Genomic DNA, 13,725 nt, shown 5'->3' on the forward strand with positions numbered 1-13,725 from the left:
GGTCCTCAAAGGGGGCGCCGGGCCGAGAAGGTGTGGATGATGCCCCGCTGCCAGCCGCCGATCGTCCGCGACCCGACCCCCTCGAACCCAGCCGTGCGGAGGCGGCCCTCGAGCTCCTCCACGGAGTCCATGTCCATGACGCTGCGCCACAGGTAGCGGTAGAGGCGGGTCCGGCGCGAGGTAAGCCACCCGAGGGGCACGACGATGACCTGGCAGACGGCGGTCCACACGGCGGTCGCGACGCGGTTGCCCTTGACGGAGTACTCGTGGACGACGAGCGTCGCGCCCGGCCGGAGCTGGTCGTGCAGCGAGGCGAGCAGCTCGTCACGCTCGGGGACGTTGCGGACGAGGTACGCGGCGAAGATGCCGTCGAGCCCTCCGGCCGCCCGCGCCTCGGCGAGCTCGGGCAGCTCGCCGATCTTCTCGGCGCGACCCTGCGCGAACGCGACGCTCGCCGGCCACGTCTTGGCGCGGGCCTCGCGAAGCATCCCGGCCGAGCCGTCGATCCCGACGAGCGTGAACGCCCGGCCCTTCCTCTGGAGCTCGGTGACGAGCGCACGGGTCGAGGCGCCGGAGCCGCAGCCGAGATCGACCATCCGCACCGGGTCGGCCTGTGCCGGAAGGGACTCCACGAGAGCCCTCGCCGAGGTGCGTAGGTGTGCGTGGTAACCGGGGTTGAGCCCGACCATGAGGTCGTAGCGGTCCGCGACCTCGTCGAACGCCTCGGGGACCTCGCCGCGGTTCACCGGCTGCGTCGTCGTCATGCACTGCTCCCTCTCTCGGTGTCGAAGTGCCTGTCGGGCTGCCTGTCGGACTGCCTGTCGGACTGCCTGTCGACCTGCCTGTCGGACTGCCCGTCGACCTGCCTGTCGACCGGTGTGGTCTCCCCGCGCGTCCGCTTGCCCCACTCCCACAGCACGATCGTGCTCGTGACCATGGAGAACCCGAAGAGGTAGTCCTCGACGGGGATGTCCCACGGGAAGCGGACCCCGAGGAAGTGCTCGGGGCTGTAGATGACGATCGGCGCGCTGAGCTTGGTCAGCCACCCGTCGACGAGGACCTGGAAGGCGAAGACGATCGCGAGGGCGATCCAGTACTGGGCCCGGCGAAAGACGTGGACGCCGAGTCGCCGATCGAGCAGCAGGGTGACGACGACGGACAGGACCGCGAGGACGGTGTACTCACGCATGCGTCCGCCACCACCCGTCCGAGCGCCACCGCCGCACCCACGTCAGGACGGTGCCGACGGCCTCGTAGGAGAGGAGCCCGCAGATGGGGATGACCACGAAGAAGACGAGCTCCTCGAGCGGCATACGGAGGGGGAGGAGGATCCCGGTGACGTAGGCCTCGTTGTAGCTCCAGTGGCCCCGCCAGATGCCGACGACGTCCCACGCGGAATACGCGAGAACGACGGGCAGCATCGCGGCGAGGAGCAGGCGCGGCCGGCGGTAGACGCGGGCGGCGAAGGCGAACTCGAGCGGGAGGGTGACGAGGACGCACAGGGCCATGAGGGCGAGGTACTGATACCGGTCCATCGGCCCCGTTCTCGTGTGGTCGTCTCAGCCGTCGTATGCCGCCGGGCCGGGTCCCGGTGGGAGCCGGCCCCGCGCGGCGCGTTCGTTGCGTCAGCCTACGTGAGCAGGCGTCAGCGCGTCGGGTCTCGGGAGCTCGCCGGGCGCCGGATGCCGCGCCGAGGGTCCTAAGGTGGCTGGATGAGTACCTCGATCACGCGTGTCGTCGTCACGGGAGCAGCGGGCAAGGCCGGTCGGGCCGCCGTCGCCGAGCTGAAGGAGCACGGCTACGACGTGCTCGCGACGGATGCCGCGGAGCGACCGTCCGACCTCGAGGGCGAGTTCCTCCGGGCCGACCTGACGGTCTACGGCGAGGCGATCGACGTGCTTGCGGGCGCCGACGCCGTCGTGCACCTCGCCAACATCCCGGCGCCCGGCCTGCGACCTGCGGCGGCGACGCTGACCGAGAACACGTCGATGAACGCCCACGTCTTCCTCGCCGCCCAGCAGCTCCGCCTCAAGCGCGTCGTGTGGGCCTCGAGCGAGACGACGCTCGGGCTCTCGTTCGGCCCGGACAGACCGCCGCGCTACGTCCCGGTCGACGAGGACCACTTCCCGCTCCCGGAGTCGACCTACGCGCTGTCGAAGGTCGTGTCGGAGACGATGGCCGAGCACATCGCGACGTGGTCGGGCATCCCCTTCGTCGGCCTGCGCTTCTCCAACATCTTCACCGCGGCGGACTACGAGCGGGTCCCGGGGTTCAAGGACGACCCCGAGTCGCGGATCTGGAACCTCTGGGGCTACATCGACGTGCGCGACGCCGCCGCCTCGTGCCGCAACGCCCTCGAGGCCGACACGACGGGGTCGGTCAACGTCATCATCGCCAACGACGACACGATCGTGAGCGACGAGTCGGCCGTCCTCATGGCCCGCTTCTTCCCCGACGTCGAGGTGCGTGGCGAGCTCATCGGGCACCAGACGCTCCTGTCCAACCAGCGCGCCAAGGACCTCATCGGCTACCGCCCCCAGCACGGCTGGCGTCGGCCGATCGACGCCTGAGACCGCGCTTCGGCGGTCGGGCCCTCAGCGCAGGTGCGCGTCGAGGAACGCCGTCGTCCGCCGGATCGACAGCGGCCACTGACCGACGAACGTATGCCGCTCACCCGGGTAGACGTAGAACGTCACGTCCCGGCCCGCGGCCTTGAGGGCGGCGACGGTGTCGCGTGACCACTGGATCGGGCAGTCCTCGTCGAGGGTGCCGTGGTGGATCATGAGCGGGTCGGAGATGCGTCCGAAGAAGGTGCGCGGGCTGACGTCGGCCCAGGCCCGGGGCTGGGCCTCGGGCGTGCCGAGCCGGGCGATGACCTCCTTCGCGACCCCGGACCGCGCCGGGTCGCGGCGGACCCACCTGTCGAAGTTGTCGACCGCGTCGGAGCTGACGGGCGAGTAGGCGACCGCCGCCTTGAACAGGCCGGGCCGGACGATGAGCGCGTTGTAGACGACACCGCCGCCCATTGAGCGGCCGACGAGGCCGATCCGGTCGGGGATGACGCGCGGGTCCTTCTGCAGGGCGAGCGCCGCGTTGATGACGTCCTCGGTGTAGCCGATCCGCAGGTCCGCGTCGGCATTCGGGTCCCGGCTCGACTGGGCGTGGTTGCGGTAGTCGACGTGGAGGACGACGTAGCCGTGCCGGGCGAGGTAGTCGCGCTCGCGCAGCATCGTCTGACCGTTGACATATGCGGCCGGGTCGACGTAGCCATGGGCGGTCACGACCGCCGGGAACGGGCCTCGCCCCCGTGGGATCGCGATCCGACCCGAGATCGTCAGGCCGCTGCCCTGGTACGTCACGGCATACTCGCGGTAGGCGTCCGTGCTCCCGCCCTCACTCCCGAGGCGGAGCCCGTGACCGTCGTACGTCTTCGCGATGAGCGCGGGGATCGAGACGGGGTTGGGCGCGGTGGTCGACGTCCCCGGTGCGGAGGTCGTCGATGTCCCGGTGGGGGCGGCCGTGGTCGTCTGCGCGGCGGTCGGGCTCGGTCCCCCGCCGCTCGCGGGGACGCCACTGACCGTCGGTCGCGCGGGTGAGGGCCCTGGTGACGGCGCGGGCGAGGTGCACGCGACGAGGAGCGAGGCCGCCATGAGGAGGCACCCGCCGATCGTGGCCACCCGGGTCGGTTTCACACCCTGAGTGTCGCCCGGGCGAGCCTGATGGACCAGGTGCCCTGATGGACCAGTTGCATAGTGCTACCGCAGCGCGCTCAGGCCGCCCGGCTCGTGGATCGTGCGGGCGCGCGCGAGCGAGAGCAGGCACCATCCGACGGCTCCGGTCCAGACGAGCAGCAGGATCCCGTACACGGCGTAGCCGCCCTCGATGACCGGGCGGAGCACCTCGCTGACGATGCCGAGTGCGCCGGTGGCGATCCCGAGGTAGGCCACCCACCGCGGGAACCCGCCCTTCGCCATCGCGACGGAGACGAGCAGCATGCCCACGGTCGTGAGCACGCCGACGGCGCTCGGTGTGCGATTCTGCGCGATGAGCGTCTCGGCGGCCGCGGCGAGCGCGGCCTTCCGGGCCGGGTCGAGGGTCAGGGCCGCCTGGTCGCTCAGGTAGACGAGAGCAGGCGCGCCGGTGCTCGTCGTGGGAACCGCCAGGGTGAGCGCCCACGCCGCGCCGCCCACCGCCGTCCCGAGCGTGGCGAGGCTCTGGTCGACCCGGCGCAGCGCCGGGTAGAGGGCGAGGTACGTCACGGCCGCGAATGCCCCGGGCACGAGCCACAGCTCCTGGTGGACGACGTAGAGGGTCCGGTGCCCGGCGATGTAGGCGAGGGTCGCGGCCCCTCCGTCGATCGGCGGCGCAGGCGTCGTGACCGACAGGACGATCGCCACGACGAGGAGGAGCACGAAGATCCAGGCGCAGACGCCGCCGACGCCCAGAAGGAGGTGCCAGACCGGGTCCGGTGGTCGCATCGCTGCCGCCCTCGGCCCCGGCCCCGTGCGCGGGCGCGTCGCCTTCCCAGAACTCCTCCGACGCGCGTCGTGCAACGACACCCCCAACACCCCCTGAGCGTCATGCTCGTCGGGTATGCCCTGCGGGCACAGGGCCAAAGGTCCCTGCGGTGGCCCGAGCTCCCGTTCTCAGAACGCGGTCGAGGGCAGGTCGCGCTCGTCGTCGAGGATCGCCTGCACGATGCGGGCGGCCACGACCGCGGGGTCGAGCCCCTGCGGGAGGCGGGGGGCGCTGCCGGCGATGGGTCGGTCGGCCAGCCCCGTCTCGGTGTGCGGCGGCCTCGCGTCGAGGACGCGGATCCTTCTCCGGCGCAGCTCCGTCGCGACGGCTGCGTCGAACGCGGTGAGTCCGGCCTTGACGGCGCTGTATGCCGCCATGCCGGGCATCGGGCGCTCGGCCACGACCGCGCTCACCTGGGCCACGAACCCGCCCTCGGCGAGATGCTCGGCAGCGGCCCGGACGAGCCTGACCGGCGCGACGAGGTCGAGCAGGAGCAGCTCGTCGAAGGTGTCGTCGTCGAGGTCGGCGGCGTCGCCGAAGGCCACGACCCCGGCGGCATTGACGATGCCGTCGAGGGGCGCGGCCGCTGAAGCCCTTGCGAGGACCGCCGTGGGCGCGTCCGGTCGGGTCAGGTCGGCCGGGACCGTCGTCAGGACCGAGTCTCCCAAGGAGTCTGCGAGTGTCGCCAGGCGTGCGGGGTCGCGTGCCGAGAGGGTGAGGCGGGCTCCCTCGCCCGTGAGACGGTGGGCGATGGCCGAGCCGAGGCCGCCCGTCGCGCCGAGGACGAGGACATGCGCTCCGTCGAGTGTGGTCACCCCCTCATCCTGACCCAGCACGAGCTGTTGCGTCGGGGCGCGCGCGGCCGCAGGGGTGCAGCGGAAGCCGGCCCAGCGGCATACGACGCTGCCGTGGCAGTGGGCGATATGACCTTCCCGTCATTTGCTGAGGAGGACGCGGCACACGCGACATAGTGGAAGTTAGTCCACTGCGTCGATGTGGAGGTGCCTCCGTGATCCAGCTGCTCGACAGCCTGCCCGACAACGTCATCGGCCTCGTGGCCCACGGGGACGTGCGCGCGGCCGACTACCGGAAGGTCGTCGCCCCGGCGGTGGAGCGGGCACTGGCGCACGGCGAGAACGTCCGCCTGCTCTACGTCCTCGGTGACGACTTCATCAGCTTCAGCGCGGGTGCGCTCCGCGAGTCGCCGATCCTCGGGCTCGCTCGCGGAGGCCGCTGGGAACGGATCGCCGTCGTCACCGACACCGACTGGGTGAACCTCGCATTCAAGGCCCTGGGCTGGCTCATCCCGGGCGAGGTGCGACGCTTCCCGTCCGAGCAGCAGCAACAGGCGGTGATCTGGCTCTGCGAGCCGTGACGGCGTAAACCCCGCGCAAGCGGTAGAAATCGAGCATGGAACTCAGCCGGCTCGAAACGGTGTCCCCCGCTCTCGCAGCCCGGATCCTCTCCGCGTCGCCCGACAGTGCCCGCCAGTTCGCCTTCCAGGCGGCCGAGCTCGCCTGCGCCGCGGTTCGGCTCGACGACCCGGCCGTCCTCGAGGCGCTCGCCGTCGGCACACGTGGCCGGCTGCCCTCGCCGGGGGCGATCGAGGAGACGAGCCGGCTCTGCGCAGACTTCGAGCAGGCCTACTTCGAGGCCCTCGCCACTTCCGGTCCGGGAGTGGGTGGCGACGACGCCGGGATGCTGCGCAGCTTCGCCCTGGCGCGGGCCGCCTCGGCGGTGGTCATGGCGGCGCGGGCCGACGCCCACGAGGCGGCGATCGAGGCGGCCTACGAGACGTGGACCGTCACCGACGATCTCGACGGGCTCGAGGACCTAGCCTCCCGGCTGCTCTGAAGCCGCTGCCCGTGCGGCCGACTCGATCTCTGAGCGGTAGTCGGCCCACCACTGGTCGTCGTGCGGCTCCTGGTTGAGGTTGTCCTTGCGCAACCCGGCTCGACCGTCGAGCTGCTCGCGGAGGATGTCGGCATGCCCGGCGTGTCGGGTCGTCTCTGCCAGCACGTGGACGAGGATCGTGTGCAACGTGACGTCCGGCTGGGGCCACCACGGCACGTGTCCGCGGACGTCGAGGTCGAGCGAGCGGATCGTCTCGTCGGCGTGGGCGATGGCAGCCCGGTAGGTGTCGAGTGTGCCCTGACGGCTCTCCGACGCGGGCACCCACATGTCGGCGCCCTCCGGGGCGTCGTCGTCCCACCACGGCAGGTGCGGCTCGAACGGTCGGTCGAAGACCTTCCCGAAGTACCACGCCTCGCCGATCGACAGGTGCTTGACCAGTCCCAGCAGGTTCGTGCCGGTCCGCGTCAGCGGCCTGCGCGCGTCGTACTCCGACAGCCCCTCGACCTTCCAGAGCACGGCGTCGCGCGTCTTGGTCAGGTATTCGCGCAGCCGCTGCTTGTGCTCCTCGCTCATGCCGTTCACCTTGCCGCATCCGCGGACGGTCCGGGCGACGCAGGGCCTCCTCCTGCGGTCGCAGATGGAACGGTGAAGGCGAACCCGGCCGGAGAGTTCACCACATGCTGGGAGTGTCCCGTGGGGGCCACAAGCATCGCAGTCGGCACACTCGAAGCCTTGGGTATCGAGGTCGATTGACTGGGTCAATGCCGCAGCAGCCGTTCGGAGCGCTCAACGCTCTGGGTCGGCCACCAGGTCCACCTCTACCTCGTCGCCCGCACCGCGGCCCGTCTGCTTCCGGGTTTCCGCGTTGAACGAGACGAGATAACGACCTCCCATGACCCCGATGGTCGTCTTGTACGTGTAGCCGCCATCGATCGTGACAATGACGGGAACTCGCTTCCCGCGGTTGAACGCGAGCACGATCGACTCGGGAACGACGATGCCGACGTTGTTGCCGCCGGTCGCCTCGAGCACGGTGCGGAAGGTCGCCATGCGACCAACCCTAGTCTTCAGGTGCGCTCGGCTGCCGCTGTTCGGTCCTCGCTCGAGCCGCGTACGGAACTCCCTGAAGGTGAGCCCTTTCGTGTGGACTCGGCGGTGCCATCATGATGAATGGCCTTTGACGACATCTGGTCCGCTTACAACGAAGCCCAGCTCGGTCGAGAGCCGCGCGAGTTGTGCCGAGCTGTGGTCGCCCAGGCCGGTCCCGGCCGGGGGCGCTTGGCCGTGGACCTCGGGTGTGGAAGCGGCGTGGAGACCCGCGCGCTGCTGAACTCCGGCTGGCGGGTCATTGCCGTCGACAGTGAGCCGTCCACGCCCGCCCGGCTCGCCAGCCAGATCGGTTCCGCCGAGGGGCTCGAGATCAGGGTGCAGTCCTTCCAGGAGCTGGACCTGGGACGGGTCGACCTCGTCCACGCGGCATACGCCCTGCCCTTCATCGACCCGACTGACTTCCCTTCGGTGTGGCAGCGGCTCCGCGATGCGCTGAACCCCGGCGGGTGGCTCGCGGTTGACCTCTTCGGAGACCGGGACGAATGGGCCGAGACCGAGGGTATGACGTTCCTCAACCGGTCCCAGGTCGGGGAGCTCCTGGAGGGCCTGGACGTGGTCAGGCTGGACGAGGAGGACGAGGATGGGTGCGCGTTCACGGGCCCCAAGCATTGGCACGTCTTCCACGTGTTGGCCCGTCAGGCCTGAGTGCGCAGGTAACGCCCGAAGTGCGGCACGGAGAAGGCGATCTGCCCCCGATCGCTCGAGTACATCAGCCCCGTCTTGATCAGCGCGTCGCGAACCGGCTAAGAACGAAACTGGGACCCATGCGAGGAGCGGCCCGAGATTCGAGGCCGCTGCTCAATCGAACTACGCATCGAGGGAAAGGGTTTCACCCTCATGCGATGGTCGGACGTTGCGATCCTGCCGATGAGCGTGCTCAGGGCATGGCTCGGAAGTGGACTTCGAGCACCGGGACGGTGAGTGCGATGAGGTCGTTGTCGGACAGCCGAGTCAACTGCTCCACCCCAAACAGGGAGTCCGTCCAGGTGATGCCGATCAGACTCGCCAGCCCGGCGGCAGCGTGGACCTCGGGGATGTCGAGCGCGGTCGCGATGTATGGGATCACGAGCGTCTCCCAATGGGTCCGTGTGAGGACCAGATCTTCTGGCTCGGCCAGGTGCTGCCGGACCAGGGCACGCATCCATTCGCCGGTCTGGGGATCACGCCAGATGGAGATGAAGTGTCGGGCGAGCGCTTCGGCGAACTCCTCACGAGGAGTCTCATCGAGCAGTCGGACGAGAACCTCCAAGGGGTCAACGGGCAAGTCGAGGGCCTCGCGATAGAGCTGATGCTTGGTGCCGAAATGATGACCAAGCAGCGCCGGATGGACCCCGGCCCCCTCAGCGATCGAACGGATCGTGGTCTTGGTGTAACCGCGATCTGCGAACTGAGCCCGAGCGACTTCGAGGATCTGATCCCGGGTCTGCGTTGCTCCGGGACGACGTCCACGCCTCGCCATCCGCCCACCTCCTTCGCGCACACACTCTTGCCGATGGGATTGTCCATCCCTACATTTAGACGCGTCTAGTTCTGTGATCCCTATACAACCCCCACGAGCCACCCCCACGAGCCACCCCCACGATGCGGCCAAGCGCACCGGGCAGAGAGATGGTCCCCATGAGGTGGTACCTCAGACATTGGTACGACGTCGGACTGCTCGTCGGGGTGCTCGCCCTCGCGTGGGGCGTCGTCGCCGACCTGGATACCCGCCAGCAGATCCTCCTGCTCAGTTTCGGGGTTCTGATCCTCCACGAGTTCGAGGAGTACGGCTGGCCCGGCGGCCTTCCCACATTCATGAACGAGGTGATGCGGCCCAGCGACCGACCCGACCGATACCCGTTGAACCAGCTGAACTCCATGGTCATCAACGTCTCCGCCGTCTATCTCTTCTACGGGATCGCCATCTTCTTTCCAGATGTCATTTGGCTCGGCCTGGCACCGATCCTGTTCAACTTCCTCGAAGTGCTACTCCACGTCGGCGGCGGCGTCATCCGCGCACGAGCCAAGTACAGCCCAGGACTGGTCTCGGTCATTCCCTGGGCGGCGCTCAGCGTCGGGTACATCGTCGAGGTCAACAACGACACCGGGATCGCGGCCAGCGACTGGTGGCTCGCCATCGGCTACATGATCGCCTTCGTCGTCATCTTCCTCGCCCTCGTCACCTACGTCTGGCTCGCCGACAAGAACTCCCCATACCCCTTCGACGACGTCGAGATGTCCCGCTTCGAGAAGTACCGCCACCTCGTGGGAGCGGCGCACCCCCACTGACGGCAGCGCACGCTCATAACCCAGATAGCGTGCGCTGTGGCAACCGGATCTGCCGCGAGCAGCACGGCAGACTCTCACTCCCCGGGCCGGTGACAGCCCAGTGCGTCCTACCGGCGCCCATGCTTGACCAATACGCTGAGCAGCTCTTCCCGCAGGCGCCTCTCCTCAAAGGCGCGTTGACTGCCTTCACCTCGAAACTCGAACACTACAAAGGCGCCGAAGGCCGCGCCGCTGAGCAGAAAGAAGATGCCCAGGGAGCGGTCATCTCCGCAAATCGCCGCTCCTATCACCAGGGACACGAAGCTGACGACGCTCAAGACGAGCGGCGGAGCGACGACATTGGTCCACTGGATCTCACCAACGATGCGCGTCCCAGCGGACTCTTGGACCAGGTCACCTTTCAGCAGCGGCGCACTAGAGCCCCGTGACATCTCGTTGTACCTGGCCCGGATGCGACCACCACGCACACGGACGATCAAGCCGACCTTCAACCATCCCCCTCCGCGATCTCGCGCGACCTCGGCCAGGCGGGACGGCGTGCACTGAGGAATCACCATCTCGAAGTGCGACTTCCACGGACCCACGACGCCGGATCCTACGGTGCCCAGCCCACCCGAGAACCGACGCAACGCTGGCCTCCCCCCCTCGGCGACGGCGATGTCCCACGGCCGGACGCCCATCCGGTCATCAGCGTGAGGCGTTTGCCGGATATGCCGCCGAGCCCTTGGTTGTCCGGCCCGCGTGGAGCGGGGTTCCAGCCAGCGCCAGCATGGGCGACGAGGGTCGGGCAGGAGACGTAGTACGTTCGGGCGAGTGCATTCCCGGGCGGCGAGTGGATCATTTTGTAGACGGATCCGCCCGGAGGGGGCACGTGATGCGAGCTGCGCACTGGCAAGGACTGTTACACGGTCTTCCACGTTCCCTCGGCCCGGCCTCCTGCGTCGTGTTTCGTCGATGGATGGCTAGGAGTGGCGTCGCCGCCTTGACGGCTGTCGTCGTGCTGCTCCTGGAGTCGGCCGTGACAGTCATCGCGCCAGCTGCTGCTGCCACGCCGCTCGACGTCTTCGTCGGCTACATGGACACGCACTCGGTCGCCTCGAGCACGAAGCAGCCCAAACCCTGGCCGTACACCGACCCGACGAGCTACATCGGTTCGCCGTGCCCGGCCTACCCCAACAGCACGACGTGCTGGGACGCAGCGGCCCTCCGTCTGGACAACCCCGGGAGCGTCGACGTCACCGGCGTCCACCCGGTGGTCAAGATCGGTTCGAGCACCTACAACCTCTGGGGCACGAACCTGACGGTCAAGGCCCACGGGACGCTCGTCCTCACCGAGACGGGCGCCCAGAACTCGACCAACTTCGACGCGACAGACTTCGCCCCCAACGCCTACAACGGGGGCAACACGGCGTCCTGTGTCAACTCCGGCGCGATCCCCGACGTGCAAATCACCTTTGGGGGGTCCACGACGAGCTACCTCGACTCCGGCCAGGTACTGAACGGGGGCGGAGTCGACAGCGGACATTGTGTCAACGGCAGTTTCGTCAGCGGCCGGCTCGACGAGTCGCACCCCTGGGTGCAGATCGGGACCGCAGCTGCCACTGCCCCGTCGGCGCCGCTCAGTCTGGCGGCCGTCCCAGGCGACGGGTCGGTGAGCCTGTCCTGGGCCGCGCCGACATCTGACGGCGGTTCGTCCATCACCGGATACAACGTCTACAGGGGCACGATCGCAGGCGGCGAAAGCGCAACGCCGATCGCAACGAACGTCAAGACCACCACGTACACCGACACCAACCGAGTCAACGGGACGCAATACTTCTACACGGTCGCGGCCGTGAATGCCGTGGGCACGTCACCGCGCTCAAATGAGGCGTCGGCGACGCCGCAGCCTACGCAGCCGACAGTGCCCTCGGCGCCCACCGGGTTGTCGGCCCTGCCGGGCAACGCCTCCGTCGCGCTCTCGTGGACCGCTCCTGCCTCCAACGGCGGATCAGCGATCACCGGATACAACGTCTACCGCGGCCAGACGCCCGGAGGGGAAAGCGCGACTCCGATCGCCACGAACGTGAGCGGAACCAGCTACAGAGACACGGGTGAGGTGAACGGGAGCGCCTACTACTACAAGGTGTCTGCCGTGAACGCGGTCGGCACGTCGCTGCAGTCCAACGAGGCCTCGGCGACCCCGCAGGCGACGGTCTCGTCGGCACCAGTGGGACTGGTGGCCTCGAGCGGCGACGGGTCGGTGGCCCTGTCATGGCAGATGCCGACATCGGACGGCGGGTCTGGGATCACCGGCTACACCGTGTACCGCGGCACCAGCGCCGGCGGTGAGTCCTCGGTCCCGATCGCCTCGAACGTGCCCTTGACGGCCTTCACCGACTCGTCCGTCACCAACGGCACGAAGTACTACTACACAGTGGCTGCGGTGAACGCGGTCGGGACCTCGCCGCCGTCGAACGAGGCCTCAGCGACACCGCAGGCTGCAGCGACGGCGCCCTCGGCCCCGCAGTCCCTGACGGCGGTGGGTGCCAACACCACCGTGAGCCTGTCCTGGGCGGCGCCGGCGTCTAACGGCGGGTCGGCGGTGACCGGCTACACCGTGTACCGGGGCACCACCACCGGCGGTGAGGCTGCGACGCCAGTGGCAACCAATGTGACCGGCACGAGCTTCACGGACACCGGGTTGATCAACGGCACCGCGTACTTCTACAAGGTCGCTGCGGTGAACGCGGTCGGGACCTCGCCGCCGTCGAACGAGGCCTCAGCGACCCCGCAGGCCCCGTCGGGGCCGGTGGGCTACGTGCAGCGGGTCGGGTCGGCCACCGCGTCGGCGGCGCGGACCACGACCACGCTGACGGTCGGCTCGAGCGGGGTGAAGGCCGGGGACACCTTGGTGGTGTCGCTGCTGCTGTCCTCGACGAGCGTCACCGGTGCCGTGTCGGTCAAGGACAGTGCGGGCAACTCCTATGCGGTGGCTCGTGACGTCAACGACGGTTCTGCCGGTGACCGCGCCGTCACGCTGGTCGCGCTCACGACCATGGCCTTGCCTGCTGGCGCCACGATCGTCGTGACCTACTCCTCCTCCGGGGAAACCCACGTGAGCGTCGACGAGCTCGCCGGCGTGACCGGCATCGACACGAGCGCTGCAGCGACCGGGACCGCGTCCACGTTCAGCTCCGGACCGGCCACCACGACCCAGCCCAGCGAGATCCTGTTCGGGGTCGTCGGCATCGAGTCCGCCACGACCGCACCGGCCTGGGCGGCCGGGTGGAGCGCTCTGCCCAACCTGAGCGTCTCCACCGACTACCTCGCCACCGCCTACCGCGTCACGACCACAACCGGGACCTACACCGCCACCGGCACCAGCGGAGGCCAATGGATGGCAGCCCTCATCGCCCTCAAGACCGGGGCGACCCCGCAGCCGAACGCGCCCTCGGCCCCGCAGTCCCTGACGGCGGTGGGTGCCACCAGCGCCGTGGCCCTGTCCTGGGCGGCGCCGGCGTCTAACGGCGGGTCGGCGGTGACCGGCTACACCGTGTACCGGGGCACCACCGCCGGCGGTGAGTCCTCGGTCCCGATCGCCTCAAACGTGTCCGGGACCAGCTACAGCGACACGGCGGTCACCAACGGCACGGCGTACTTCTACAAGGTCGCCGCGGTGAACGCGGTCGGGACCTCGCCGCCGTCGAACGAGGCCTCAGCGACCCCGCAGGCGACGGCGCCGTCGGCCCCTTTGACGCTGTCGGGGACAGCGGGGAACGGGTCGGTGGCCCTGTCCTGGGCGGCGCCGGCGTCTAACGGCGGGTCGGCGGTGACCGGCTACACCGTGTACCGGGGCACCACCGCCGGCGGTGAGTCCTCGGTCCCGATCGCCTCAAACGTGTCCGGGACCAGCTACAGCGACACGGCGGTCACCAACGGCACGGCGTACTTCTACAAGGTCGCCGCGGTGAACGCGGTCGGGACCTCGCCGCC

Annotated in this window: 16 protein-coding genes; 6 read left to right on the forward strand and 10 right to left on the reverse strand. The window is 69.2% G+C overall.

Features of this window, described 5'->3' with window-relative positions; all coding sequences use genetic code 11:
* Positions 1-5: 5 nt before the first annotated feature.
* The 3 genes from N865_RS06455 to N865_RS06465 are packed head-to-tail and all read right to left on the reverse strand — an operon-like array spanning position 6 to position 1,535.
* Positions 6-764 (reverse strand): class I SAM-dependent methyltransferase, encoded by a 759-nt coding sequence (locus N865_RS06455; protein WP_034803040.1) that lies wholly within the window; start codon positions 762-764, stop codon positions 6-8.
* Positions 761-1,189 (reverse strand): lycopene cyclase domain-containing protein, encoded by a 429-nt coding sequence (locus N865_RS06460; RefSeq protein ID WP_084328008.1) that lies wholly within the window; start codon positions 1,187-1,189, stop codon positions 761-763. The genes N865_RS06455 and N865_RS06460 overlap by 4 nt, the downstream gene beginning before the upstream one ends.
* Positions 1,182-1,535, reverse strand: coding sequence for a lycopene cyclase domain-containing protein (locus N865_RS06465; RefSeq protein WP_034803043.1), 354 nt, complete (start codon positions 1,533-1,535; stop codon positions 1,182-1,184). The genes N865_RS06460 and N865_RS06465 overlap by 8 nt, the downstream gene beginning before the upstream one ends.
* A 177-nt stretch (positions 1,536-1,712) precedes the next feature.
* On the opposite strand from N865_RS06465, the gene N865_RS06470 reads away from it, so the two are divergent.
* On the forward strand, positions 1,713-2,570 hold the full coding sequence (locus N865_RS06470) for an NAD-dependent epimerase/dehydratase family protein (RefSeq protein WP_034803046.1): 858 nt from the start codon (positions 1,713-1,715) through the stop codon (positions 2,568-2,570).
* Positions 2,571-2,594: 24 nt separating this feature from the next.
* On the opposite strand, the gene N865_RS06475 is transcribed toward N865_RS06470, so the two are convergent.
* The 3 genes from N865_RS06475 to N865_RS06485 all read right to left on the reverse strand — a co-directional run bounded on the left by N865_RS06475 (position 2,595) and on the right by N865_RS06485 (position 5,333).
* Positions 2,595-3,692: an alpha/beta hydrolase family protein gene (locus N865_RS06475; RefSeq protein ID WP_245603690.1), complete on the reverse strand. Its 1,098-nt coding sequence runs from the start codon at positions 3,690-3,692 to the stop codon at positions 2,595-2,597.
* A gap of 63 nt (positions 3,693-3,755) precedes the next feature.
* Positions 3,756-4,478, reverse strand: a complete 723-nt coding sequence (locus N865_RS06480; protein ID WP_034803049.1) for a DUF4386 family protein — start codon at positions 4,476-4,478, stop codon at positions 3,756-3,758.
* A 168-nt stretch (positions 4,479-4,646) separates the two neighbouring features.
* A complete protein-coding gene (locus N865_RS06485) occupies positions 4,647-5,333 on the reverse strand; it encodes an SDR family NAD(P)-dependent oxidoreductase (RefSeq protein ID WP_034803052.1) in 687 nt (228 codons plus the stop codon).
* 194 nt (positions 5,334-5,527) lie between these two features.
* Here N865_RS06485 and N865_RS06490 point away from each other — a divergent pair, with 194 nt between their 5' ends.
* The gene (locus N865_RS06490) at positions 5,528-5,893 is read left to right on the forward strand and encodes a SpoIIAA family protein (protein WP_034803055.1); all 366 of its coding nucleotides are present in this window, start codon (positions 5,528-5,530) and stop codon (positions 5,891-5,893) included.
* A 35-nt stretch (positions 5,894-5,928) separates the two neighbouring features.
* Complete coding sequence (locus tag N865_RS06495) at positions 5,929-6,372, forward strand: hypothetical protein (RefSeq protein WP_034803058.1); 444 nt, start codon at positions 5,929-5,931, stop codon at positions 6,370-6,372.
* Here the strand turns inward: N865_RS06495 and N865_RS06500 are convergent.
* Together N865_RS06500 and N865_RS06505 are read right to left on the reverse strand one after the other, a co-directional pair.
* Positions 6,352-6,945 (reverse strand): DinB family protein, encoded by a 594-nt coding sequence (locus N865_RS06500; protein WP_034803061.1) that lies wholly within the window; start codon positions 6,943-6,945, stop codon positions 6,352-6,354. The genes N865_RS06495 and N865_RS06500 overlap by 21 nt on opposite strands.
* A 213-nt stretch (positions 6,946-7,158) precedes the next feature.
* Positions 7,159-7,422 (reverse strand): DUF1905 domain-containing protein, encoded by a 264-nt coding sequence (locus N865_RS06505; protein WP_084328009.1) that lies wholly within the window; start codon positions 7,420-7,422, stop codon positions 7,159-7,161.
* Positions 7,423-7,542: 120 nt separating this feature from the next.
* On the opposite strand from N865_RS06505, the gene N865_RS06510 reads away from it, so the two are divergent.
* Positions 7,543-8,127 carry a class I SAM-dependent methyltransferase gene (locus N865_RS06510; protein WP_034803064.1) on the forward strand — a complete coding sequence of 195 codons (585 nt, stop codon included), beginning with the start codon at positions 7,543-7,545 and terminating at the stop codon, positions 8,125-8,127.
* Between the two features lie 232 nt (positions 8,128-8,359).
* On the opposite strand, the gene N865_RS06515 is transcribed toward N865_RS06510, so the two are convergent.
* The gene (locus N865_RS06515) at positions 8,360-8,941 is read right to left on the reverse strand and encodes a TetR/AcrR family transcriptional regulator (RefSeq protein ID WP_034803067.1); all 582 of its coding nucleotides are present in this window, start codon (positions 8,939-8,941) and stop codon (positions 8,360-8,362) included.
* Between the two features lie 158 nt (positions 8,942-9,099).
* Here N865_RS06515 and N865_RS06520 point away from each other — a divergent pair, with 158 nt between their 5' ends.
* The gene (locus tag N865_RS06520) at positions 9,100-9,750 is read left to right on the forward strand and encodes an HXXEE domain-containing protein (RefSeq protein ID WP_169735709.1); all 651 of its coding nucleotides are present in this window, start codon (positions 9,100-9,102) and stop codon (positions 9,748-9,750) included.
* Between the two features lie 107 nt (positions 9,751-9,857).
* On the opposite strand, the gene N865_RS06525 is transcribed toward N865_RS06520, so the two are convergent.
* Positions 9,858-10,334, reverse strand: a complete 477-nt coding sequence (locus tag N865_RS06525; protein ID WP_157557589.1) for a hypothetical protein — start codon at positions 10,332-10,334, stop codon at positions 9,858-9,860.
* Between the two features lie 374 nt (positions 10,335-10,708).
* Between N865_RS06525 and N865_RS21645 the strand changes: the two genes are divergently transcribed.
* Positions 10,709-13,725: fibronectin type III domain-containing protein (locus tag N865_RS21645; RefSeq protein ID WP_169735710.1), on the forward strand; the 3,017-nt coding region annotated here is incomplete at its 3' end.

The sequence above is a fragment of the Intrasporangium oryzae NRRL B-24470 genome (assembly GCF_000576595.1).
GTDB classification, from domain to species: domain Bacteria; phylum Actinomycetota; class Actinomycetes; order Actinomycetales; family Dermatophilaceae; genus Intrasporangium_C; species Intrasporangium_C oryzae.

Coding starts and splice junctions, on each gene's coding strand:
- N865_RS06455 (WP_034803040.1), bottom strand. CDS start 764: ATGACGACGACGCAGCCGGTGAACCGCGGCGAGGTCCCCGAGGCGTTC.
- N865_RS06460 (WP_084328008.1), bottom strand. CDS start 1,189: ATGCGTGAGTACACCGTCCTCGCGGTCCTGTCCGTCGTCGTCACCCTG.
- N865_RS06465 (WP_034803043.1), bottom strand. CDS start 1,535: ATGGACCGGTATCAGTACCTCGCCCTCATGGCCCTGTGCGTCCTCGTC.
- N865_RS06470 (WP_034803046.1), top strand. CDS start 1,713: ATGAGTACCTCGATCACGCGTGTCGTCGTCACGGGAGCAGCGGGCAAG.
- N865_RS06480 (WP_034803049.1), bottom strand. CDS start 4,478: ATGCGACCACCGGACCCGGTCTGGCACCTCCTTCTGGGCGTCGGCGGC.
- N865_RS06495 (WP_034803058.1), top strand. CDS start 5,929: ATGGAACTCAGCCGGCTCGAAACGGTGTCCCCCGCTCTCGCAGCCCGG.
- N865_RS06500 (WP_034803061.1), bottom strand. CDS start 6,945: ATGAGCGAGGAGCACAAGCAGCGGCTGCGCGAATACCTGACCAAGACG.
- N865_RS06505 (WP_084328009.1), bottom strand. CDS start 7,422: ATGGCGACCTTCCGCACCGTGCTCGAGGCGACCGGCGGCAACAACGTC.
- N865_RS06510 (WP_034803064.1), top strand. CDS start 7,543: ATGGCCTTTGACGACATCTGGTCCGCTTACAACGAAGCCCAGCTCGGT.
- N865_RS06515 (WP_034803067.1), bottom strand. CDS start 8,941: ATGGCGAGGCGTGGACGTCGTCCCGGAGCAACGCAGACCCGGGATCAG.
- N865_RS06520 (WP_169735709.1), top strand. CDS start 9,100: ATGAGGTGGTACCTCAGACATTGGTACGACGTCGGACTGCTCGTCGGG.